Here is a 23,927-nt window from a genome sequence, read left to right on the forward strand (position 1 = left end):
CAGAACCGGGGGATTCCCCTTACGCCATGGCCTCGGCCATGACCTCAGCAATGTCCTTCACCCGCACCTGCTCGCAACCTTCGTCCTTCAGGCCGTCCTCCATCATGGTCATGCAGTAGGGGCAGCTGACGCAGAGCGTGTCCGGCTGCTGCTTCAAAGCTTCCTTGACCCGTTCGAGGTTGATCCGGCTCCCGATCTGCTCCTCCATCCACATCCGACCGCCGCCGGCTCCGCAGCAGAAACCGTTTTCCTGATTTCGCTCGAACTCGGCCGGAGCCTTTCCGGTGGCTGCCTTGAGCACGGCCCGGGGTGCCTCGAAGGTGTCGTTGTGGCGGCCCAGGTAACAGGAATCGTGAAAAACGATCTTGCCCTGCTCGGCCTGCTTGGGAAGCTTGAGCTTCCCCTGTTCCACAAGCTGCGCGATCAGCTGGCTGTGGTGCACTACTTCCACTTCCAACCCGTACTGCCTGTAGTCGTTCTTGAGGGTGCTGAAGCAGTGGGGACACTGGGTAACAATCCGGGTTACCCCCCGCTCCTTGAAGAGGGCCACGTTCTCCCTGGCCATCTTGTCGAAAACGAACTCATTGCCAAGGCGCCGAACGCTGTCGCCGCAGCACTGCTCCTCCCGGCCGAAGATTCCCCAGGAAACTCCGGCGGCATCAAGGATGCTCGCCAACGCCACGGTGACGTGCTTGTTGCGGCTGTCGAAAGAGCCGGCGCAGCCGACGAAGAAGAGATAGTCGGTCTCCCCTGCCTTGAAGGGGCGCTCCCCCAGCTGAGCAGCCCACTTGCCCCGGTCCGAAGGGGCGATACCCCAGGGGTTGCTCCGCTGCTCCATGTTTTCGAACAGGTTGAGAAGCTCCTCGGGAAACTGAGCCTTCTCCTGCACCAGGTGACGGCGCATCTTGATGATCTTCGGCATCTGCTCGATCAGGACGGGGCAGACTGTCGTGCAGGCCCCGCAGGTCGTACAGGACCAGAGCGCATCCTCACTGCTCGATCCCTCCCCTTGCGGACCGATCAGAGGGATGTTTCCCTTCTCACCCCGTTTCAGGGCCGGCCCGTTTTCAAGGAGGTTCACCTTGATGTCGTGGACGATGCGACGGGGATTGAGAGGTTTGCCGGTGTTGTGGGCGGGACAGAGGTCCTGGCAGCGACCGCATTCGGTGCACGATAAGCCGTCGAGGAGATCCTTCCACGTGAACTGCTCGACCTTGCTCACCCCGAAGCGGTTTCCCTTTTGGAAGCTCTCCCGGGGCTGGACATTGGGTTTGTCAAGGCTGCGGAAATAGCAGTTGGGTATGGCGGTAAGTATGTGCATATGCTTGCTGCGGGGCAGAATATTCATGAAGACCAGCAGCACCACGGCGTGAATCCACCACGAGGCCGTGGCGATATTCTCAAGAGGTTTGCCGGACATGCCATCCAAAAGGGCAGCGACTGCGGACGAGACAGGCTTCCAGCCCCCCTCCTGGCCCATGGCGATCTGGGCAGCATTAAGGAGGAAGAAGGCGACCATCAGCGTGGCGATCAGCGCCAGGATAAGCAGGGCTTCGCCGCTGCGGGCGGAGGTGTAATCGTTACCCAGGTACGAGGGGGGAAAGAGAACCCTCCGAACAAAGGCTATCGTCACGCTGACCAGAGCCACCAGGGACACGATGTCGAAGACGAACTCCAGGCCGTGGTGCAGCGGTGCCGGCAAGGCGGCCAGACTGAAGCCGGGGGAAAGCCCCTCCAGCAGGAACGCCCCGTTGGCAACCAGTAGCAGCATGAACGCCCAGAAGAGGAAAAAGTGGTTGAACCCGTAGGGCCTGGCCAGCACCCTCTTCTGCCCGAAGGCATAGGAGAGCATGCCCGCCAGCCGCTCGCCGGGGTTATCGAAGCGGTCTTCCGAGCTGCCGATGGCGACCAGCTGCAGGCGCTGGTAGCAGCTGAAGCAGAAGGTCAGCATGGCAACGGCAAAGAGCGGGATGAAGAGCGAGTGATTGATAGACATGATACACCTCACAAACGATAATGCGATGATGAAGAATCAGACCGCAAGCCGGTCAGGGACCACTCCGCCGCGCTGGCCCTTCAGATTGCGCACCTTGCGGATGATTGCCGGAATGACCTGGAAGAGGTCGCCGACAATGCCGTAGGTGGCCACCTGGAAGATGGGGGCCTCGGGGTCGCGGTTGATAGCGATGACGACGTCCGAGTCCTGCATCCCCACCAGGTGCTGGATGGCTCCGGAAATGCCGCAGGCGACATAGATCTTGGGCCGGACGGTCTTGCCGGTCTGGCCCACCTGGCGGCTGTGGGGCATCCAGCCGGCATCGACGGCGCTGCGCGATGCGCCCACCACCCCGCCGAGCTCGTCGGCAAGCTCATGCAGCATGGCGAAGTTGTCCTTGTTCATGAGGCCACGCCCCCCGGAGACGATTATCTCGGCGCCGGCGATGTCGATGTCCTTACCGCCCTTGTCGCTCAAGATTTCGACGACCTTGACCAGCACATCCTCCTCGCGAAGGGCGAACTCCTCGCGGACCACCTCCCCAATCCGCCCCACCTGGAACTCGGGCATGGACATCACGTGGGGGCGGACCGTGGACATCTGGGGCCGGAACCGGTCGCACATGATGGTGGCCATGATGTTGCCCCCAAAGGCGGGGCGGGTCTGCATGAGGTTCCGCTTGTCGTCGATCCCAAGCCCCGTGCAGTCGGCGGTGAGGCCGGTTTTGACCACCGTGGCCACGGCGCCGGCCAGGTCGCGCCCCTGGCCGGTGGCACCCATGAGGATGATCTCCGGACGGTGCTTGTCCACCAGGTGGCAGATGGCGTCGGTGTAGGGCTTGGTGCGGTAGTTGGCGAACACGGGCGCATCGAGAATGACTGCCTTGTCTGCGCCGTAGCCGAACGCCTCGTCGCACAGGTGCCCGACGTTGTTGCCGATGATCACCGCGGAGAGCTCGACGCCGAGGCTCTCGGCCAGGTCGGCCCCGGCCCCCAGAAGCTCCCAGGAAACCTTGGCCGCCTCGCCGTCGTACTGCTCGATGAATACCCAGACGCCCCGATAGGAGGCGAGCATCTCCCGAAGGTGCTTTTCTCCTTCGTCGACCTCCTCCTCGGCGGCGCCGTGCTGCTTCTCCCACTGCTTGAGAAGCTCCAGTTCCTGCTGCGTGTAGAACATCTCGAGGGCGCCGGCCGCGCAGACTTTCACGCATTTGGCGCAGCCGATGCACTTCTCCACCAGGACCGACGGCTCACCGGCGGCATTCATCGCGATGCCGTCCACGGGGCAGGAGCTCTCGCACCGGGCACCGCAGGCGATGCATTTCCCCTCGACGATACGGACTTTGCCGCGGGGTTTTTTTATTGGCTTCTTCGTCTCAGTCATTGTCAATCCCCCGTAGGGGCGCTGCTTGCTGCGCCCTTGTTCACGGTGTTTAGTTCAGGACGCGGCAAGCAGCGCTTCCACGCATCTCACACGGCCAAGAGATCCTTGCTTAAGAGCTTGTCGATCAGGAGGTTCGCCGTCCCCTCCGGATCAGCCACACCGTCGCCGATGATCTCCCCCTTGTCCCGCTCGGGGGAGAAGATCTTGCTGACCCAGGTGGGGGACCCTTTGAGGCCGACCGTTTCCACATCGAGCTTGAGAACCGAGTTGTCCCAGACCTTGACCTGGACATCCTCGGCCTCCAGACGCATCGGCACCGTGGGATAGCGGGGACGGTTCAGTTCCCGCACCACGGTGATCATCACCGGCAGGGGGGCGTCGACGATCTCATGCCGCCCTTCCAGCTTGCGCCGCACCCGGATCACCTTCCGGTTCAGGTCGAGGTGCTCGATCCGGTCCACCAGGGTCAGCTGGGTGAAGCCCAGGCGGGTGGCGATGCCAGGACCCACCTGGGCGGTATCGCCGTCGATGGTCTGCTTGCCGCAGAACACGATCCCCACCTCATCTTCTTTTCCCAGCTTCTCGATGGCCGCCGAGAGGACCGTGCTGGTGGCCAGGGTATCGGCCCCGCCGAAAGCGCGGTCAGAGAGGAGGATCGCATCGTCGACGCCGAGGGCGCAGGCCTTTCGCAGGGTGGCCTCGGTGTTGGGGGGGCCCATGGAGATGGCCACCGAGCGCAGACCGTAGCGGTCCTTGAGGGTCAATCCCTCCTCCAGGGCGTGGGTGTCGTAGGGGTTGACGATGAAGGGGATCCCTTCCCGAATCAGGGTGTTGGTCACCGGGTCGATCTTTACCTGGGTGGTGTCGGGCACCTGTTTGATGCAGGAGATCACGAGCATGATTCTTCTCCTCGTCGTTTGTTAGACCGCTATCTTCAGCCCGTCGGGCCGGTAGACCTTCAGGAGCGCCTTGGCCATGTCGGCCGGAGAGGCGGCCACGCTGATGCCGCACTCTTCCAGGACGGCTACCTTTTCCGTTGCCGTTCCCTTGCCGCCAGAGATGATGGCGCCGGCGTGTCCCATTCTCTTTCCCGGAGGGGCGGTGACCCCGGCGATGTAGGCCGCCACCGGCTTGGTCATGTACTCCTTGACGAAGCGGGCCCCGTCTTCCTCGGAATTGCCGCCGATTTCTCCAATCATGATCACCGCCTCGGTATCGGGGTCCTCCTCGAACATCCGGAGCACATCCACGTGGTTCGTGCCGTTGACCGGGTCCCCGCCGATGCCGACGCAGGTGGACTGCCCCAGCCCCACGTTGGTCAGCTGCCAGACCGCTTCATAGGTCAGGGTTCCGGAGCGGGAGACGACCCCCACTTTCCCCGGCTTGTGGATGTAGCCGGGCATGATGCCGATCTTGCACTGGCCGGGAGTGATGACGCCGGGGCAGTTGGGCCCCACCAGCCGGGTGCTTTTCCCCTGCATGTACTGCTTCACCTTGACCATGTCCAGGACCGGGATCCCCTCGGTGATGCAGACAACGAGCTCGATGCCGGCGTCAACCGCCTCCATGATGGCGTCGGCCGCAAACGGCGGCGGCACGTAGATGACCGATGCGGTGGCGCCGGTGGTGTAGACCGCGTCCCTGACCGTATCGAATACGGGGAAGCCGTCGATGGTCGTTCCCCCCTTGCCGGGGGTAACGCCCCCAACCATCTGGGTACCATACTCCCGGGCTCCCTGTGCGTGAAAGAGGCCGGTGGCGCCGAGCCCCTGGGTGATGACTTTCGTGTCCTTATTGATAAGAATGCTCATCTCTATCCCTCCCTCAGGCGGCAACAGCCTGGACGATTTTTTGTGCTCCGTCGGCCATGCCGTCGGCGGCCACGATATTGAGTCCGCTCTCGGCCAGCATCTGCTTGCCCAGGGCGACGTTGGTCCCTTCAAGCCGCACCACCAGCGGCACCTTGAGGGATACCTGCCGGGCCGCCTCGATGACCCCCGTGGCGATGACGTCGCACTTCATGATGCCGCCGAAGATGTTGACGAAGATCCCTTTCACGTTCTTGTCGGAGAGGATGATCTTGAAGGCCTCGGTGACCCGCTCGATGGTGGCTCCGCCTCCCACGTCCAGGAAGTTGGCGGGCTCGCCGCCGGAAAACTTGATGATGTCCATGGTGGCCATGGCGAGACCGGCGCCGTTGACCAGGCAGCCGATGTTGCCGTTGAGGGATACGTAGGAGAGGTCGTGCTGGGAGGCTTCCACCTCGTTGGGATCCTCTTCGTCGAAGTCGCGCATGTCGCCGATCTGCAGGTGCCGGAACATGGCATTGTCGTCAAAGCCGAATTTGGCGTCGAGAGCCAGGAGATCCCCTTCCTTGGTGATCACCAGGGGGTTGATCTCGAGGAGTGAGCAGTCGCAGGCGATGAAGGTGGTGTAGAGGTTTTCCAGAAGCTTGACCGCCTTGGTGGTCAGCTTGCCGGTGAGCCCCAGGCTGAAGGCGAGATTTCGGCACTGGAACGGGGTCAGCCCCACCAGCGGGTCGATGGCTTCCCTGAAGATCTTCTCCGGGGTCTTTTCCGCCACCTCCTCGATATCCATCCCCCCCTCGGTGGAGGCCATGACTGTCACCCGGGAGGTGGTCCGGTCCACCAGAAGGCTTACGTACAGTTCCCGGTCGATGTTGCAGCCGTTTTCCACCAGGACGCGGGTAACAACCTTGCCGTCGGGGCCGGTCTGGTGGGTGCGCAGGGTCATGCCGAGCATGTTGCGGGCGATGAGCTGGACTTCCTCGTTGGTGCGGGCCAGCTTGACGCCGCCTCCCTTGCCGCGGCCACCGGCGTGGATCTGGGCCTTCACCACCCAGGGACCGTCTCCGAGACGCTTGGCCCATTCCCGGGCGCTGGCGCCGTTGTAACAGACATGCCCGTCCGGGACGGGTACCCCAAATTTGCGAAGAATTGCCTTTGCCTGGTACTCATGAATATTCATCGGATTCCTCCCGTGAGACAGATAGTATAACCCCACATCGCAGTGCCTATTTTAGCAATACGGTACTTCAATACCGTTTTAATGGCAAGAAAAAAAACGCTGTCTCTTTTTTCATGGTGGCATTCGCAACTGGCCATCCGCGCAGCCAATACCGACATTTGTTCTATCAGGAACCTGCTTGAAGCTAACGTGTAGTTTCACCGGTATCCTCCCGTTCTGCAGAGACAACCTGTCCCGTTTCTCAGACAGCCAGCCTTTCCACCAGAATTTCAGCGATATCCCGGGGTACAAGTTTCCCTTCCAGCTCCGCCCCCTTGATTCCGTCCTCGAACATGGTGAGGCAGAAGGGACAGTTGGAGACCAGGGTGCCTGAACCGGTTTCGGCTGCCATCAGGGCGCGCTTTTCGCTGATCCGGCTTCCCAGCTTCTCTTCGGCCATGATCCGCCCGCCGCCGGCGCCGCAGCAGAAGGCTTCCGCTTGAGAGCGATCCATCTCGCGGATGGTGCCCCCCGCCGCCGCCACCAGGGCCCGGGGCTCCTCGTAGAGGTCGTTGTGGCGGCCGATGTAGCAGGAGTCGTGGTAGGTGCAGTCGAAGCCGTCGGCCTTGAGCTTGAGTTTCCCTTCCTGGACGAGACGGTTGAGATACGTGGTGTAGTGCTCGGTCTCGATGGTGAAGCCGAGATCCCGGTAGTCTTTGGTCAGGGTATTGAAGCAGTGGGGACAGGCGGTGACGATCTTTTTCACCTTGTACGACTCGATGGTCTCGATGTTCTCGGTGGCCATGGACTGGTAGAGGTATTCGTTACCGAGCTTGCGCATGGGCTCGCCGCAGCATTTCTCATCCTTGCCGAGGATGCCGACCTTGATGCCGGCCGCGGCGCAGAGCTTCACGAAGCTCGTGGCAACCTTGATGTTGCGCTTGTCGAAGGAGGCGTAGCAGCCGACAAAGTAGAGGATGTCCACGTCAGCGTTGTCAGCCAGACGCGTGACCGGCAGACCTTCGGCCCAGTCGCCCCGGGAGGCGAACGCCATCCCCAGGGGGTTGCCGTTGACCTCGGTGTTGTCCATGGCCACCATGACCTCTTCGCCGGGGAATTCCCCCTCCATCAGCACCATGTTGCGGCGCATGTCCACGATCTTCCCCACGTGCTCGATGGCGGCAGGGCAGATCTCCTGGCAGGCCCGGCAGGTGGTGCAGGACCAGAGGGCATCTTTACTGACGGTCTCGATGAGGTTTGCTTCGGGGGTGGTGCAGGCCACCTCGCCCAGCTGGTTGATGACCTTCATGGGGGAGAGGGGCTTGTCGGTGTTGTGGGCAGGACAGCGGTCCTGGCAGCGTTTGCACTTGGTGCAGGCGTCGGTGTCGAAGATGTCTTTCCAGGTGAGATCCTTGATCTGCGCGGCACCAAAGCTCTCGGCCGACTCGTTCTCCATGTCGAGGGTGACCAGGGCGCCCTTGGGACCCAGGTCAGCCAGGAAGTAGTTGGCGCTGGTGGTGAAGATGTGGCGGAACTTGGTGAAGGGGATGGCGCAGATGAAGCCGATGACCAGGGAAAAATGCACCCACCACGTCCCCTGGTGCAGGGCCCGGAGGGAACTCTCCCCCATGCCGGCAAAGGCCTTGGCGAACACGAGGCCCACCGGCGACCAGACGGCCAGGGACATATTGTGGGGCAGCTCGGTCACGGCCATCCGGGCCCCCTCGATGACAAAGCCGGTGACGAGAATGGCGAAGAGGAGGCCATGCATGATGGCGTCGTCGCGGGTGGTTTCCAGCCCCTCGGGGCGGACCAGGTAGCGGCGGACGAAGAACCCGGCGAGCATGGCGATGGCAACGAGGCCGGCAATGTCGAGAACAGCGGAGAAAAGGAGGTAGAAGTCCCCGTTAAGGAAACGATACCCGAAGAGGAGATCGGTGAAGTCGGCCTGGAGAGCCACAAAGATGGTGCCGATGAAAAGAAGCAAGAACCCCCAGAAGAAGAGCCCGTGGGCATAGCCCGGCCCCTTGACCTTCAAGACCCGGCTCTGCAACAGGACGTTCTTCAGGAGCTCGCCGATGCGCACGGCACGCTGGTCGGTGCGGTTCAGCGACTTTCCCTGTTTGTAGACATTCAGCCGCTGCAACCCGCTTCGCACCAGAAACCCCAGGGCAGCGAAGGTGAAGAGGTACATCGGAATCAGGACCGATGCCCCATGGCCAATATTCCAATAGAGTTCGCGGGTAGCTTCCATGGCTTATTCTCCAATAGTGGTGGTGGTTCACATTTGCGGCAATCTCTCAGGAGCCGGTAAAGTTCGCCTTTCGTTTTTCAACAAAGGCCTGCATCCCTTCCTTCTGGTCGCGGGAGGCGAAGAGGGAGGCGAACAGGACTGACTCGTAGTCCATGCCGTCGGCTTCCGCCATGTCGAGGCCGCGGCGGACGGCTTCCTTGGCGTGAGCCACGCCGAGAAGCCCGTTGCCGGCAATCCTGCCTGCTGTCTCAAGGGCCTTCGCCACCAGTTCCCCGGCCGGGAAGACGGCATTGACGATCCCCCACTCCTTCGCTTCGACCGCGGAAAGCATCTTTCCCGTGAAGATCAGTTCGTTGGCCCGGCTGCGCCCCAGGAGCCGGCCGAATTTCTGGGAACCGCCGAAGCCGGGCATGATGCCCAGCGTCACCTCCGGCAGCCCCATCTTGGCGTTTTCCGAAGCGTAGATGAAGTCGCAGGCCAGGGCCAGCTCCATCCCTCCCCCCAGGGCAAAACCGTTGACGGCGGCGATGGCCGGTTTGGGCATGGTACCGATGAAGTTCACCAGCTTTTGCCCTGTGCGGGCGAATTCGTGTGCCTGCTGCGAGTTCATTACCGCCATCTCGGCGATGTCGGCGCCGGCCACAAAGGCCTTTTCGCCGCTGCCGGTCATAACGATCACCTTGACCGCCTGGTCTGCGTTTAAAGCCTCGAAGGTTTTCTGCAATTCGGCGATCACCGAGGTGTGGAGGGCGTTCAGCACCGTGGGCCGGTTGATCGTCAGCAGCGCCACACCGTCTTTTATGTCAACAAGCAGATTTTGGGTTTCCATGGCAACTCCCCCAATCAGTAGGTGTAGAATCCCCGACCGGTCTTTCGGCCCAGATACCCGGCCTCCACCATCTTGACCAAGAGCGGACAGGGGCGGTATTTGCTGTCCTTGAAGCCTTCGTGGAGGACGTTCATGATGGCGAGGCAGGTGTCGAGGCCGATGAAGTCGGCCAGGGTCAGGGGCCCCATGGGCTGATTGGTGCCGAGCTTCATCCCCTTGTCGATGTCTTCGACCGTGGCGATCCCCTCGAAGAGCGCGAAGGCCGCCTCGTTGATCATGGGGATGAGGATGCGGTTGACGATGAAGCCGGGGTAGTCGGCGGATACTGCCGTCTCCTTGCCGAGCTTCGCCACCAGCGCCGTGGTGGCGGCAAAGGTCTCGTCACTGGTGGCAAGCCCCCGGATCACCTCGACGAGCTGCATGACCGGCACCGGGTTCATGAAGTGCATGCCGATGACCCTGTCGGGCCGCCCGGTCACCGCCGCAATGCGGGTGATGGGGATGGAGGAGGTGTTGGAGGCGAGGATCGCATCCTTTTTCACGATTCCGTCCAGTTTCCTGAAGATTTCCAGCTTCAGCGCTTCCTTCTCGGTCACCGCCTCGATGGCCAGGTCGCAGTCGGCCAGATCGTCCATGGCCTGGGTGGTGCGGATGCGTCCCATGATGGCCGGGATAGCGGCGCTTTCCAGCTGCCCCTTCTTGGCCTGGCGCTCCAGGTTCTTTTCGATGCCGCTGAGGGCCTTGGCCAGCTGGGCCTCGGCAATGTCGAAGAGCACCACCGCTATTCCCTGCTGGGCCAGCACATGGGCAATGCCGCTCCCCATCTGGCCCGCTCCGAGTACTCCCGCTTTATTGATCATCACATCCTCCAGGGTTGCTTGTGAAATTTCAGAAACGTCAATTTTTCGCAAGATCAAGGCTGTCGAGGGATTGCGCGGAGGCGTAGCAGCGCTACGCCGCACAAGCAATTCCGAAGACTTACGCAGATATTGCGGAAAAGTGGCGTTTCATACCCTCTCGAAGATGGCTGCCACCGCTTCTCCTCCGCCAATGCAGAGGGTGGCGAGCCCGTAGCGGGCCTGGCGCCGGTGCAACTCGCGAACCAGGGTGGCGGTCAGACGGCCGCCGCTTGCCCCCAGGGGGTGGCCGATGGCCACGGCACCGCCGTTGACGTTGACCTTTTCCGGGTCGAGCCCCAGGGTCTTTATGGCCAGGAGGGTCACGGCGGCAAAGGCCTCGTTGATCTCGAAGAGGTCGATGTCGCCAGGCTTCAGGCCGGCCTTGGCGCAGGCCTTTTCAATGGCGCCCACCGGTGCCTCGGTGAACTGGTCGGGATGAAGGCTGTTGGAGGCATAGGCCACCAGACGGGCCTTGGGCTTGAGGCCGTATTGTTGCACCACCTCCCCGCTGGCCAGAAGCGTCAGGGCTGCCCCGTCGTTGATGGTGGAGGCGTTGCCGGCGGTGACGGTGCCGTCCTTTTTGAAAGCGCCCCGCAGGCCGGCCAGCTTGGCGAAGTCCACCTTGAACGGCTCTTCGTCGTCGCTGACGGTCACCTCCCCCGTGCGCCCCTTTTTGACCACCGGGACGATCTCGTCCCGGAAGACCCCTTCCTTGACCGCTGTCTGGGCCTTGCGATAGGAGTCGAGGGCAAACTCGTCCTGCTCCTGGCGGGAGAGACCGTGCTTTTCGGTGGTGGCCTCGGCGATGACCCCCATGTGATTGCCGCTATAGGGGTCAAGGAGACCGTCATGCACCAGCAGGTCGACCAGCTCGCCGTTGCCCATGCGGTAGCCGTAGCGCCCCTTGCCAAGCAGGTAGGGGGCCAGGGACATGTTCTCCATGCCGCCGGCGATGACCACGTCGGCATTGTCGAGACGGATGGAATCGGCGCCGAGCATGAGGGCTTTCAGGCCGCTGCCGCAGACCTTGTTGATGGTCAGGGCGGGGATGCTGTCGGGGAGGCCGGCATGGCGCATGGCCTGACGGGCCGGGGCCTGCCCCGCACCGCCAGTGAGAACCTGGCCGATGATGACTTCGTCCACCTTTTCGGCCGGTAGGCCGCTTTTTTCCAAAAGCGCCGCGATAACCGTTGCCGCCAGACGGGGAGCTTCCACATCGGCAAGAGCACCGCCAAAGGACCCCAAGGGCGTACGCAACGATTCAACAAGGTAAACTTCTTTCATATTTCCCCCCTAGGCTAAACGGGTAAAACCACCATTTGCGCAAAATAGTACTGCAATACTAATTTTACGTCAACTCTTTTTGTATACGTTATCACCATTATGCATTTGATTGTTACCGATGGTTCTTTTCAGAAGTTAGGGACGGGTCACAACGGCTTCTACCAGAGCTATTCGAGCTTCATTCAGGTTACGCAGCTGATTACAGGCCATCAATTGAAAATGAGGTCCCAGCAGCAGCTGCAACCCTAGAACCGGCTCCTTCTGAGCAATCTTCTCCTGCATCCTACCAAACCAGTCGCGTCCCGCCGAGGTCACGTCACGCCAGACAAGTATCTTGAAACCAGCCTCACGAAGTACGTCCATCAATTGCGGTGCGGTGTAAAGAAAGCTGATTGAAGTGTCTTGTGCCCAGGGAACAGGAAAAATTACATCGCCACCTGTTCCGGCAAGGATGTCATAGATCGCCAGCCTTCCTCCCGGCTTCAATACTCGCCAGATCTCCCCGTAAAGCCTCTTTTTATCAGGGATATTCATTGCCGTGTGCTGTGTCCAGACAATATCGAACAGACCGTCAGCAAAAGGCATTTCAACGGCATTGCCATGGCAAAACGATGCCAGGCTGTCAAGTCCCATTCGACGGGTGAGACTGGTGGCGACCCGGCAATACTCTTTACACAGGTCAAGCCCAATAACTTGACAACCGTACTCTGATGCAAGGAAACGGGACGCTCCACCGAGACCGCTCCCCACATCAAGTACCTGTTTGTTTTGATCAAGGCCAAGTTCCCGCGCAAGATCGACAGTGGCCTTACGGCCCCGAATATGAAATTGATCTATGGACCCAAGATCATCAGGCGTAAGACGGTCAGGGTCTTTTCCTGAGGCAGACACTGCCGACAGAATCGATTCTTCAAGATTCTCATTCGGCCGTGCATAATGTGCCTCTACCCTGGATGGAATCACTGGAGCCCCATTCCCTGCAGATTTACATGCCTCGGACCCTGACCGTTCCTTGCCTATTTCCCCTTGTAGGAAGGCTCTCTCTTTTCCAGAAAAGCATTAACCGCTTCCAGTTGATCGCTTGTGTGATGGGCGAGCGCCTGGAAAACTGCACACAAATCGAGGAAGTCCGGGAGATCGCTGCGCTGGGCCAGCTTCATCATTCGCTTGGTGAGCCGCAATGTCACCGGCGGCTTGGCGGCAATCTGCCCGGCAAGCTCCATTGCCCGCGGCATGAGGGCCTCCGGTTCCACCACTTCCAGGAAGACCCCGTACTCCAGAGCCTCGACAGCCTTGATCACCCGACCGGTAAAGGTCAGTTCCGCTGCCCGCTGGTAGCCGATCAGCCGCTGCATGAACCAGGCACCGCCATCGCCGGGGGTAATGCCCAGATTGATGAAGGTTTCCCCCACCTGGGCCTTGGTGGAGGCAAGGCGGATGTCGCACATGTTGACCAGGTCGAAACCGGCGCCGATGGCAGCACCGTTGACAGCGGCAATAACCGGCACCTCGGCCTTGGCGAGAGCCAGGGGAATCTGCTGAATCCCGCGGCGATACTTGTTCTGGATCTCGGCAGGCGATCCGCCGAAGGTACCCGACTGGTCCTTCATCTCCTTGACGTTCCCCCCCGAGGAGAAGGCCGAACCGGCGCCAGTGATGACCAGCACCGATACATCGTCGTTACCGTTCACCCAGTTTACCGTCTGGACTATGTCTTCGATCAGTGCGGTTCCGGTCAGGGCATTGCGCACATCGTCCCGCTGAAAGGTGAGGAGGGCGATCCGCTTGTCCAGGGTGAGGGAACAGTCCGTAAGCTTTGGCACTGACATCTGTTTATCTGTAGCCATGAAATCCTCCAAATCCTGCCAGGGTAATCTAACGGTTTGTGACATCACCAAGAGCAACCCCTGCGATGATCGTCTTCTGAATGTTGCTCGTCCCCTCGACCGTACGCAGAGACATGGAATCGCGCAGGAAACGCTCCGCCGGATATTCGGTGGAGAATCCGTAGCTGCCGAAGATCTTCATGGTTTCGGTGGCGGCATGAACGGCGGCCTCCGAAGCAAAGAGCTTGGCCATGGAGGTCTGGTACTGGTTGGGGAGCCCCTGGTCCTTGAGCCAGGCAGCCTGGTAGACCAGAAGCTTGGCCGCCTCATGCTCGGCAACCATCTCGGCGATCTGGGCCTGAATCATCTGATAGGAGCCGATTTTCTTGCCGAACTGGGTCCGCTCGTTGGCATAGCCGATAGCCGCCTCGATGGCCCCTCCCCCGATCCCCAGCGCGCCGGCGGCACAGCTGATGCGGGTGTTGTTCAGCTGCCACATGCAGATCTGGAATCCCTGCCCCACCTCACCCAGCACCGAGTCCTTGGGTATTTTTGCCTGGTTGAAGGAAATCTCGCCGGTGGGCGCACAGTGAAGCCCGAGCTTGGTATCGATCGGGGCGGTGATGATCCCCTCGTTCCCCTTCAGATTGACGATAAAACAGGTCATCCCCTTATATTTTTGGCTCTTGTCGGTCATAGCGTATACCAGACCCCAATCGCCAACCTGGGCATTGGAGATCCACATCTTCTGACCGTTCAGCTCCCAGTGATCGCCCCGGTCGATCGCCCCGGTTCCCATGCTGACCACGTCAGAACCTGAATTGGGTTCGGTGATGGCAAAGAAGCCGAACGACTCGGCGCTGACCCAGTCGGGAATGAAGCGTTCCTTCTGCTCTTTGGTGCCGAAATGATTGACGGTTATGGCCGGACCTATGTTCTGCATGTTGAGCGGCAGACGCCAGGAACCGCTGACCGTGGCAAGCTGCTCCGCCAGGATAACCGACTCCAGAAAACCGCAACCGTTGCCGCCGTACTCTTCGGGAATGCCGCAACCGAAGAAGCCCAACCCCGCCATCTTCTTCACCAGTTCGGGACGGAAGGTATGATTTGCTTCGTCCTCCTTGAGGGTAGGCAAGATCTCTTTCTGGGCGAAATCCCTTGCCATTTCCTGCATCATCCGTTGTTCATCCGTTAATCCGAACCGCATAAAGACCTCCTCATCTGGTTATGGTGTGACAGGGCACCGTAGGTTGCGACTCAAACAATACTCTCATCCGCAAACAGAATTATGGTATTTTAGTACCATATTGCACTTTACTCGTCAAGACAAATATAACTCTGTTTTTGTAACCAGAGTTTCACAAAGGGCGAAGAGCCCTTTGTCACCAAGTCAATCAACCTTTGGATATCTGTCCCAACGCCTCCGCCACCTTGTCGATGCCGAACCGGGTAACCAGCGACTCCAGGCCCATCTCCATCTCGCCCCGCTTGACGACCTCTTTTTCGACCTCTTCTTCCCACTCAGCGTAGGTCAAAGCTCCACAACGGCATACCTGAACGCACATCGGTTCCGTGAGCGTAGGATCGTCCTCGCACATGTCGCATTTGAGCGGCAAGCCGGAATCCGGTTCCCGGAACAGATCCCGGGCCGGGCAGGAAACGCTGCAGAAGCTGCACTGGGTGTATTCCTTGCCGTTGATCGTGTACGTATTGCGGCCGCTGCACTCGGCCTGCGTATAATCTCCGGCACGGATCGGAACGTACACATCGCTCAGGAGGTCCATAACCACCCGGACCCGCGATCTTTCCGGGTTGATGCTGCTGTATTTCGGTTTGGCGTGGAACCCGGAGCAGGCCAACTCGCAGGCGCGACAACCGATGCATTTGTCAAGATTGACCTTTATTTCCTTAACTTTCCGCTTTTTCACCTGATCGCTCACGGCTACCACCTCCCTGACGTATTATTCTGCTTTTCCCGCCGAAACCTCTGTAGAGGGAGCGCCTTCGGCACCTGCCAAGATCCCTCTCCTTAAGAAGTCTTCGCTCACGTAATCCAGGCCCAGCCTGTCCAGCGTCTCTTTGGCAGGGATGCCATCATTCGTCCACCCCTTGAACTCATAGTACGCGTCTAGGTGCTTCTGCTCCATCTCGGGGTCGCGGATCTTCCAATGGTCCTCTGGCGGTTTTTCTTCGGTCCTTCTCAAACCTCGCCGGATATTGAGAGCCCTGACCAGCTGCCGGTTCCTCCGGGAGATCTCCAGCAGTCCATCCGAATCCAGTTCCATCCCGGTGGCCAGGGTGATGATCTGTGGCAGATTGAACAGGTGATAGGGGGGAGATCCTCCAAATTGACCCCTGAACGACGACAGCCAGGCGCAGGTGCCGATGGAGTCATCCACGTAATGCATGGCCTCGTTCCAATCACAGACATTGACCGAGGCTTCTATGGGCATGTGCTCCTTCGGCTCCCATTCCAGAAACCATTTCTTGAATCTCTCCGGGGCGGCCTCCCAGTTGTCCACGAATTTTTTCCTCTTTTCCGGATCGGCTATGGGAGCCTGGGGGAAAGAACCTTCGATCTGGGTGATGTTCATTTTCTCACCGGTGCAGTACATGAGATAGAAGGGATAATTGATCACCCCCAGCTTGAGCGGCACCTGCTCGACTCTTTTGGTGGTGTTGTGATCGAACGCTTCAGCCCCCTTGCCGATCTGGCGGGCAGCCAGATAGACCCCATTGGCCAGAACGTCGCCAATCCCCTCCCGTCGCACAACCTTCTCCAGGAGATAGAAGAATCTACCGGCGCCGTCAGACGGGAAATCCGGCAGTTCTTCCTCCGTCAGGATACCGGCTTCGTAAAGCTCCACGGCGAAGGCCAGGACCTGGGGGGTCGAGAATCCATCGAGTCCGTAGGCGCTCGTCAGGCCGAGAATGTCGTAATTGAAGTCAATTTCCTCAAAGGCCGCCATGCAGTAGGTCAGCTTGTTGAAGCATTTCAGGAAATACTTGTGGCGCCCCGGATAGGAAATCGTGTAGTGGCAATCCTTGGGGCAGTTGTAGCAACCCGAGTCCCGGGTCCGTACATCCTTCCAGAGCGATACCCACTTCTCTTCACGCTCCTTGCTCCAATACCCCTTTCGGCGGGTACGCGCATTGCCCCAGGCGAAGTTGTCCACATGGAAGCTTTCGTTGTGATCGTGGGCCATGGGGTCGCCGCAGTTCTTGTTTTCGTGGATTTCCTTGTATTTGTTCCGGCACAACTCCCACAACTCCGCCGGCCGGGCAATATTGAGGTCGTTTGTTCCGCGGACAGCGATCGCCTTCAGCCGCTTGGCACCCATGACCGCGCCTACCCCATGGCGGGAGGCGCTGGAATTGGCGTGCTCGATGGTCGCCTGAAAGACCCGGTTTTCGCCGGCCAGCCCGATGGCGGCCACCTGTATTCTCGGGTCATTCAACTCCTTTTGCAGCAGCGTTGCCGTTTCCTGGCAGCCTTTCCCCTGCAGATGACTGGCGTCGCGTATTTCCACCTTGTCGTTGTGTATCCAGAGATACACCAGACCGGGGGCCTCGCCGCTGATGATGATCTTGTCATAACCGGCATGTTTCAGTTCCGGCCCGAACCATCCTCCCATCAATGAATTGACATAGAGGTTCGTCAGGGGAGAGAAGGTGCTGACAGAGGTGCGATTCGCCCCGGGAACGGGGGTTCCGTGCAACAGGCCGGTACTGAAGATAAGGAGATTTTCGGGAGAAAGAGGGTCGGTTTCAGGAGGAACCCGGTCCCAGAGTATTCTTGCGGCAGTCCCCTGCCCTCCGAGATGAAGCTCGGTCAATGCCGGGTCGGTTCTCACTCTCTTGACAGTTCCCTGGGAAAGATCCACTTCCAAATTATAACCGGTCTCTGCGTACCTCATGTTTTACCTCTTTTGATTTGATGGAAGCCTCACCAAATGCTCCGCACACCGATCCTAAACCACGACAAGAGGGGTTTCGCTCTCCGTCAGAATGCCCCTCTTGAGGAAGTCTTCGCTCACCTGACCCAGGCCACACGCGTCCAGGGTCTCCTTGGCAGGGATCCCCTCCGCCGTCCAACCCTTGAACGCATAGTACGCATCGAGATGCTTCTGCTCCATGTCGGGGTCCCTGGCCGGCCAGAGGTCCGCGGAAAGATTCTCATCGACCCTTCTCTGACCTCTTCTGGCATTAATGGCCCTGACCAGCTGCCGATTCCTGCGGGAGATTTCCAGCAGGCCGTCCGCATCCAACTCCATCCCGGTTGCCAGGGAAACGAGCTGCGGCAGGTTGTAAAGGTGATAGGAAGGCTGCCCCCCGAACTGTCCCCTGAACGACGACAGCAGGGGACAGACTCCGAGGGCATCATCGGCGTAGTGCATGGATTCGTTCCAGTCTGCAATTTCCGCTGAGGCTTCAGTGGAAAGCTGCTGCCCATCTTCCCATTCCAGAAACCAGTTCTTGAACCTTTGGGGAGCGGCGTCCCATCCCCGTACGAACTCCTCCCGTGCCGCCCTGTCAGGAATCGGGAGCTGGGGAAATGAGCCTTCAATCTGGGTGATATCCAACTTCTCCCCGGCGGCGTACATGAGAAAATAGGAGTAATTGGCTGTTTCCCGCCGCAGAGGCAGCTGCCCCGTTTTTTTCACGGTACAGACGTATGCCTCGGCACCCTTTCCGATCCGGCTGGCTGCCTGACTGATACCATTGGCCAGGATGTCGCCAATGCCTTGCCGTTGTGCTGTTTTTTCCAGCAGATAAAGGAATCTGCCAACGCCGTCGGCCGGAAACTCAGGCAAATCCGCTTCGGTCAGTATGCCGGCCTTGTAAAGTTCAAGCGCGAAGGAGAACACCTGCACCATGGCGAACTCGTCCAGGCCGTATTCCTGCATGGCGAACAGAACATCATAATTGAGCTTCAGATCCGCGCAGGCGGCCATGGCGTAGACCAGCTTGCTGTAGGATTTGAGAAAATACTTGCGGTGACCCGGCAGGGAAAACGCTTTATGGCACTCCCGCGGGCAGTTGTAGCAACCAGTCCCCCGCAGCAGTTCGCTTTTCTCGACTACAGTCTCCCGCACCTCTTCCAGCTCCTGGCTGTAATTTTCCCACTGGTAGCTGATTTCCTCCCGCTCCTCACGCACCTCCCACTGTTCTGCAATCTCCGTGGTCCAAAAACCTTTGACACGCTCGGCCCCATTGCTCCAGGCAAGATTGTTGACATGCCACGAATCGTCGTCCGTGCTCAGGAGAAGATCCCCGCACGACGGGTTGTCATAAATTTCACCATAGAGGGGGTTACAGAGCGCAAAAAGCTCGGCAGGCTGCGCGATAGTGATATTCCTTGTGCCACGCACAGCTATTGCCTTCAGACCCTTGTCCCCCATGATCACGCCAACTCCTTGGGAAGCGCTGCTGTTGGCGTGCTCGATGCTCGCCTGGCTGACTTTGTTTTCACCGGCAATGCCGATGGCGGCCACCTGGACGTTGGAGTCTTTCAACTCCCGCTGGATAAGCGCTGTGGTTTCCATGGCGCTTTTCCCCTGGAGATGGCCGGCATCGCGGATTTCCACCTTGTCATCGTGAATCCACAAGTAAACCAGATCGGATGATTTGCCGCGGAGGATGATCCTGTCATAACCGGCATGTTTCAACTGCGGCCCGAAAAAACCTTCGAAGCTTGAACTTACATACAGGTTTGATTGGGGGCTGATGCTGCTGATACAGGTACGATTGGCGCCGGGAACAGGGGTGGCTGCCAGGAGGCCGGCACTGAAAATAAGGAGATTATTGGGAGAATAGGGGTCGACTTCGGGTGGGACCCTTTCCCACAGGATCGAAGCGGCAACACCCTCCCCCCCGAGATGAAGCCGTGTCACTCCCGGATCGGTAGCCACCTTCTCGATGTTCCCTCTGGTCAGATCCACTTCCAGATCAAAGCCTGTCTCTGCATACCTCATTGATTTACCCCTTCCTGTTTGCCTGATATTCAGTCCCTGGCAATCGGAACGACGTTATCGATAATTAAAGCAACTTGGTACCGTAATACCTTTTTATGGCCAAAAATAATTGGGCTTACTTCTGCCACCCATTGCCGTAAAACGACGATTTCGAATTCATCACTTTGCTTCCCGTTCTTTCACTGACCAATTGAGTCTGTCAGCAGATTTCATTCTATGAAACGTAATTTTATTTTTATTCAATTATCCACTCTGCTGCCAACTTGTCAATGAAAAAAATCATTCCCCCCTTGCTTGCAGCAGAAAGCGAAGCAGATGGTGGAATAAGTCCTGTGTATAGCCAGCAGATGAAGGGATTTCCAGGATTGCTGCAAGGGATGGGAATCAAGAATTACAGGAGAGGATCAGGGCCTTTGACAAGCGCCACCAGCCTGGAGTGAGCGGGTAAAACGGAGTCTATCCCCTATGGCCGAGTTCGGAGGAGATATCCCCAGCACAGGCAGTTACGTGGTTTATCGTCTCGGCGATGCGCTCCTCGCTGCATACGGACATGGGCAACGCCGCTCCGACCGCAGCGACCACTTCGCCCGCCGAATTCCATACCGGCGCGGCAACGCCCCACACGCCATCGATCGCCTCTTCAAACTCCAGGGCATAACCAAGCCGACGTATTTCATCCAGCCGCTGGAGGAAAAGCTCCCTGTCTGTCATTGACTTTCGCGTATATGGAGCAAGAGGAAACTCATCCAACAATCGTTCTGTCTCGGAGGGTTCAAGGTAAGCCATGAGGGTCATGCCCAGCATGCCGTAGTTGGAGGGGTCTCGCCGCCAGCCTAAGTCGTTGGCCAGGCGCACCGGGCCTCGCCCCTCGGTCTTGTCCAGGTAGACAAGGTGATCGTCCAGCAGCGCACCGAGGAGAACCGAGGCTTGTGCTGTATTGCGCAGCGCGATGAGGTGTGGGCGGGTTATGGTCCCGAGACTGAGGGAACCCAGTACTGAGGATGCCAGGGTCAGGAAGACCGAACCAAGCCGGTAGCGGCCGTCGTTTTTATCCAGCAGGACAAACTTCTGGCTTTGGAGCGTCGAAAGGATGCGAAAGACGGTGGGTTTGGAGAGCCCGGTCAATTTGGTCAGCTCATCGAGAGATAGCTTACGTCGCTCGCGGGAGAAGGCATCGAGGACCGAAAGCGCACGCTCAATGGCCCGGATGTTGTATTTGTCTTCACCCTTGACCGTTTTCGTGGTTTCACCACTCTTTGTCATCTGTGCAACGCCCCTCGCGAACCTATCGCAGAATCTGCCTCGCCCGCGCCTGTCCCTGTCGCATCGGCGATAACGCCAGTAAAAAAACAGGCCAAGCCTTGAATGGGATACCACATCCGGTAGCTCCTTTCAAGGCCTGGCCAGGTTATTGCCAACAACAACGTTGACTGCCGACTTTTTTAACCGATTATTCCTTCGGTGCTGCGCTGGATGAACACGAGCATGAGCATGAACATCCGCTTGTGCTCTCCTCCGGCGGGGACATCAGGGCGCCGGCCAGCACATATGCCGCCTGCAGTGCCGAGGTGGGACAGAGGGGAAAACACTCCTTGCAGTCCCAGCATTCCTTGGCGGCTATCTCCGGAATGAAGCTTATCTCCCGGTTCGAGCCCCGGTCGACGAAACCGACGGCGTTCTTCTTCTTGATCTCGGCGCAGTACCTGACACAGAGGCCGCAGTGAATACAGAAGGAGGGATGCTTCTCGAAACGGTCCTTGTCCGCTCCGTACTCCAGTGCCAGAGCCTGCAACTCCTCGGCGTCCGGAGCGTGGGCAAGCATCTCCTCCAGAAGCACCTTGCGAATCTTGTCCACCTTCTCGGTCCTGGTTCTCACCACCAGTCCCTTCTCAACGGGGTAGATGCAGCCGGCGACCAGCTTCGGCCACCCGCGGACTTCCACTTCCACCGTGCATATACGGCAGCCGCCATAGGGCTCCAGCTTCTCGTGGTGGCACAGTGTGGGGATGGCTATCCCTACGGACTTCGCCGCATCCAGAATGGTCATCCCTTCGCTGGCGACCACCTCTTTTCCATCAATCTGCAAGTGAATTTCACTCATATGGTTACCTCTCAGGCAAGCGCTCTTTTTTCTTCAGGAACCGGGGCAGGAACCGGTTCACCGGAAATCTTCCGCACCGCGCCGAATTGCTTCGGACAGACATCGAAGCAGGTTCCGCACTTGGTGCACTTTTCCTGGTCGATAATATGAATCAGCTTCTTGCCGCCGTGGATGGCTTCGGCGGGGCACTGCCTGAAACAGCTGCCGCAGGCCTTGCACTTCTCCGGAACTATATGGAAGGCGATCAGCTCCTTGCAGGAAAGCGCCGGACACTTCTTCTCCCTGATATGGGCCTCATACTCTTCCCGGAAATAGCGGATCGTGCTCAGGACCGGGTTGGGGGCGCTTTTACCCAGGGCGCAGAGGGCGGCACCCGTGGACTCTGCCAGCTCCTCCAGAAGCTCGATATCACCCTCCTTACCCTTGCCGGTAGTGATGTTGGTGAGAACCGCGAGCATCTGGCGGATACCCTCGCGGCACGGGGTACACTTGCCGCAGGACTCATCCTTGAGGAAGTCGATGAAGTACCGGGCAATATCCACCATGCAGGTATCTTCATCCATGACGATCATGCCTCCGGACCCCATCATGGAGCCGGCCTTGGTCAGTTCATCGAAATCCACCGGCAGATCCAGCTGCGCCTCGGGGATGCAGCCACCTGAAGGGCCGCCGGTCTGCACGGCCTTGAACTTCTTGCCTCCCGGAATACCGCCGCCCACTTTCGTGATGATGTCTCTCAGGGACACGCCCATGGGCACTTCGACGAGACCGGTATTGGTGATCTTGCCCACCAGGGAGAATATCTTGGTCCCCGTGCTCCCCGCGGTACCGAACTGGGTGAACCAGTCGGCTCCCTTGTTGATGATCTGCGGCACGTTAGCCCAGGTTTCCACGTTGTTCAGAACGCTCGGGTGGTCCCATACCCCCTTGACGGCGGTATGGATGTACTTGGGCCGCGGCTCGCCGGCCCGCCCCTCCAGGGCCGTCATCAGGGCGCTGGATTCGCCGCAGACAAAGGCGCCGGCACCCATATGGACCTTGACGGTGAAATCAAACCCGGAGCCGAGGATGTTCTTGCCGAGAAGGCCCCGCTCCTGGGCCTGCCTGATGGCGAGGTTGATGTTGATGACCGCAAGGGGGTATTCCTGGCGGACGTAGATGAACCCCTCGTGGGCACCGACGGCGTAGGCACCGATGATCAGCCCTTCGAGGATCGAGTGGGGGTTCCCCTCGATCAGTGCCCGGTCCATAAACGCGCCGGGGTCACCTTCGTCGGCATTCACTATCACATATTTGATCGGGTCAGGGGCATTGCGGGATTCCTCCCACTTGCGCCAGGCGGGGAAACCGCCCCCCCCCCTGCCCCGCAGGTTCGACTTCTTCACCTCCCCCATCACCTCTTCGGGGGTCATCTGGAAGAGAGCCTTGGAGAGCGCGGAGTAGCCGTCGATGGCCAGGTAGTCGTCAATGCTCTTGGAATCGATCCTGATGTTCTCGCTGAGGATGTTGCGCTGCTGGTTCTTGTAGAAGGGAATGTCCGACTCCCGCAGCGCTCTCGTTCCCGTCGCCGGGTCCTCGTAGAGCAGGCGATCCACCACCTTCTTCTCCTTGATGGTATGGGAGACGATCTCGGGAACGTCTTCGGGCTTTACCCGGAGATAGCAGATCCCCTCGGGGTAGATCATCACGATCGGCCCCCGCTCGCAGAAACCGGGACAGCCGGTTCCCTTGGTGTTGACTTCAGTCGTCAGGCCATGGAAATCAAGCTCCGTCTTGAAGGCGGCAATGACCTCGGCCGCTCCGGAGGCGAGACAGCCGGCACCGGCGCACACGGATATGCACGGCTTGGTCGGGTCGATCCTGGAGACGATTTCCTTCCGGGCGCATTCCAATTTTTCGGGTGAGCTCAACATTGGCATAATATGACCCTTACTCACAGTTATTCAGCACGGATGCAATCTGTGACGGTGCGATGTTGCCGTGGTGCTTGCCGTCCACTTCCATTACCGGTCCGAGGGCACAGCAGCCGAGGCAGTTGACGGTCTCCAGGCTGAACTTCAGGTCCGCGTCCGTTTCGCCGGGACTGATGCCGGTCAGGTCCTGTACCGTGTCGAGGACACGCTGCGCACCACGGACATGGCAGGCCGTACCCACACAGACGTGAACCTCGTGACGCCCTTTGGGAACCAGGCTGAAGGCTTTGTAGAAGGTGGCAATGTGCTGGATGCGGCTCATGGGCACCTGCAGTTTCTCACTGACCCTGTTAAGAGCCTCCTTGGGCAACCAATGGTGTTCACTCTGAATATCCAGGAGGATCTGTATGAGCGAACTGGCTTCGCCGTCATGCTTGTCAATGATTTGGTCTATTTTTGAGATATCCATGGTCGCCTTCCTCTTCTTCCTTCTGTAATCC

19 protein-coding genes are annotated in these 23,927 nt (G+C 59.2%); all 19 read right to left on the reverse strand.

Features of this window, described 5'->3' with window-relative positions; translation table 11 throughout:
* Window positions 1-19: 19 nt before the first annotated feature.
* Window positions 20-1,996, reverse strand: coding sequence for a (Fe-S)-binding protein (locus RCH91_RS02025; protein ID WP_306532855.1), 1,977 nt, complete (start codon window positions 1,994-1,996; stop codon window positions 20-22).
* Between the two features lie 36 nt (window positions 1,997-2,032).
* Complete coding sequence (locus tag RCH91_RS02030; protein ID WP_306532856.1) at window positions 2,033-3,379, reverse strand: electron transfer flavoprotein subunit alpha; 1,347 nt, start codon at window positions 3,377-3,379, stop codon at window positions 2,033-2,035.
* An 86-nt stretch (window positions 3,380-3,465) separates the two neighbouring features.
* A complete protein-coding gene (locus tag RCH91_RS02035; protein ID WP_306532857.1) occupies window positions 3,466-4,278 on the reverse strand; it encodes an electron transfer flavoprotein subunit beta/FixA family protein in 813 nt (270 codons plus the stop codon).
* 21 nt (window positions 4,279-4,299) lie between these two features.
* On the reverse strand, window positions 4,300-5,190 hold the full coding sequence (gene sucD / locus RCH91_RS02040; RefSeq protein ID WP_306532858.1) for a succinate--CoA ligase subunit alpha: 891 nt from the start codon (window positions 5,188-5,190) through the stop codon (window positions 4,300-4,302).
* A gap of 13 nt (window positions 5,191-5,203) precedes the next feature.
* Window positions 5,204-6,367 (reverse strand): ADP-forming succinate--CoA ligase subunit beta, encoded by a 1,164-nt coding sequence (gene sucC, locus RCH91_RS02045; protein WP_306532859.1) that lies wholly within the window; start codon window positions 6,365-6,367, stop codon window positions 5,204-5,206.
* 241 nt (window positions 6,368-6,608) lie between these two features.
* Entirely contained in the window at window positions 6,609-8,600 is a 1,992-nt protein-coding gene (locus RCH91_RS02050) for a heterodisulfide reductase-related iron-sulfur binding cluster (protein ID WP_306532860.1), read from the reverse strand.
* A 46-nt stretch (window positions 8,601-8,646) separates the two neighbouring features.
* On the reverse strand, window positions 8,647-9,429 hold the full coding sequence (locus tag RCH91_RS02055) for an enoyl-CoA hydratase/isomerase family protein (RefSeq protein WP_306532861.1): 783 nt from the start codon (window positions 9,427-9,429) through the stop codon (window positions 8,647-8,649).
* Between the two features lie 14 nt (window positions 9,430-9,443).
* Window positions 9,444-10,289, reverse strand: coding sequence for a 3-hydroxybutyryl-CoA dehydrogenase (locus RCH91_RS02060; RefSeq protein WP_306532862.1), 846 nt, complete (start codon window positions 10,287-10,289; stop codon window positions 9,444-9,446).
* Between the two features lie 147 nt (window positions 10,290-10,436).
* A complete protein-coding gene (locus RCH91_RS02065) occupies window positions 10,437-11,612 on the reverse strand; it encodes a thiolase family protein (protein ID WP_306532863.1) in 1,176 nt (391 codons plus the stop codon).
* 135 nt (window positions 11,613-11,747) lie between these two features.
* The gene (locus RCH91_RS02070; protein ID WP_306532864.1) at window positions 11,748-12,575 is read right to left on the reverse strand and encodes a class I SAM-dependent methyltransferase; all 828 of its coding nucleotides are present in this window, start codon (window positions 12,573-12,575) and stop codon (window positions 11,748-11,750) included.
* A 53-nt stretch (window positions 12,576-12,628) separates the two neighbouring features.
* Complete coding sequence (locus RCH91_RS02075) at window positions 12,629-13,459, reverse strand: enoyl-CoA hydratase-related protein (RefSeq protein WP_306532865.1); 831 nt, start codon at window positions 13,457-13,459, stop codon at window positions 12,629-12,631.
* Between the two features lie 28 nt (window positions 13,460-13,487).
* Window positions 13,488-14,645, reverse strand: coding sequence for an acyl-CoA dehydrogenase family protein (locus RCH91_RS02080; protein ID WP_306532866.1), 1,158 nt, complete (start codon window positions 14,643-14,645; stop codon window positions 13,488-13,490).
* Window positions 14,646-14,832: 187 nt separating this feature from the next.
* Window positions 14,833-15,378, reverse strand: a complete 546-nt coding sequence (locus tag RCH91_RS02085; protein ID WP_306532867.1) for a 4Fe-4S binding protein — start codon at window positions 15,376-15,378, stop codon at window positions 14,833-14,835.
* 21 nt (window positions 15,379-15,399) lie between these two features.
* Entirely contained in the window at window positions 15,400-17,355 is a 1,956-nt protein-coding gene (locus RCH91_RS02090; protein ID WP_306532868.1) for an aldehyde ferredoxin oxidoreductase N-terminal domain-containing protein, read from the reverse strand.
* Window positions 17,356-17,409: 54 nt separating this feature from the next.
* On the reverse strand, window positions 17,410-19,413 hold the full coding sequence (locus tag RCH91_RS02095) for an aldehyde ferredoxin oxidoreductase N-terminal domain-containing protein (RefSeq protein WP_306532869.1): 2,004 nt from the start codon (window positions 19,411-19,413) through the stop codon (window positions 17,410-17,412).
* A gap of 456 nt (window positions 19,414-19,869) precedes the next feature.
* Window positions 19,870-20,676 (reverse strand): IclR family transcriptional regulator, encoded by an 807-nt coding sequence (locus RCH91_RS02100; RefSeq protein ID WP_306532870.1) that lies wholly within the window; start codon window positions 20,674-20,676, stop codon window positions 19,870-19,872.
* Between the two features lie 187 nt (window positions 20,677-20,863).
* The gene (locus RCH91_RS02105) at window positions 20,864-21,514 is read right to left on the reverse strand and encodes a 2Fe-2S iron-sulfur cluster-binding protein (protein ID WP_306532871.1); all 651 of its coding nucleotides are present in this window, start codon (window positions 21,512-21,514) and stop codon (window positions 20,864-20,866) included.
* Window positions 21,515-21,525: 11 nt separating this feature from the next.
* On the reverse strand, window positions 21,526-23,433 hold the full coding sequence (locus tag RCH91_RS02110; RefSeq protein WP_306532872.1) for an NADH-quinone oxidoreductase subunit NuoF: 1,908 nt from the start codon (window positions 23,431-23,433) through the stop codon (window positions 21,526-21,528).
* Between the two features lie 10 nt (window positions 23,434-23,443).
* Complete coding sequence (locus RCH91_RS02115) at window positions 23,444-23,896, reverse strand: NAD(P)H-dependent oxidoreductase subunit E (RefSeq protein ID WP_306532873.1); 453 nt, start codon at window positions 23,894-23,896, stop codon at window positions 23,444-23,446.
* Window positions 23,897-23,927 lie beyond the last annotated feature (31 nt).

The organism is Geobacter sp., from assembly GCF_030834625.1.
Classification (GTDB): domain Bacteria; phylum Desulfobacterota; class Desulfuromonadia; order Geobacterales; family Geobacteraceae; genus Geobacter.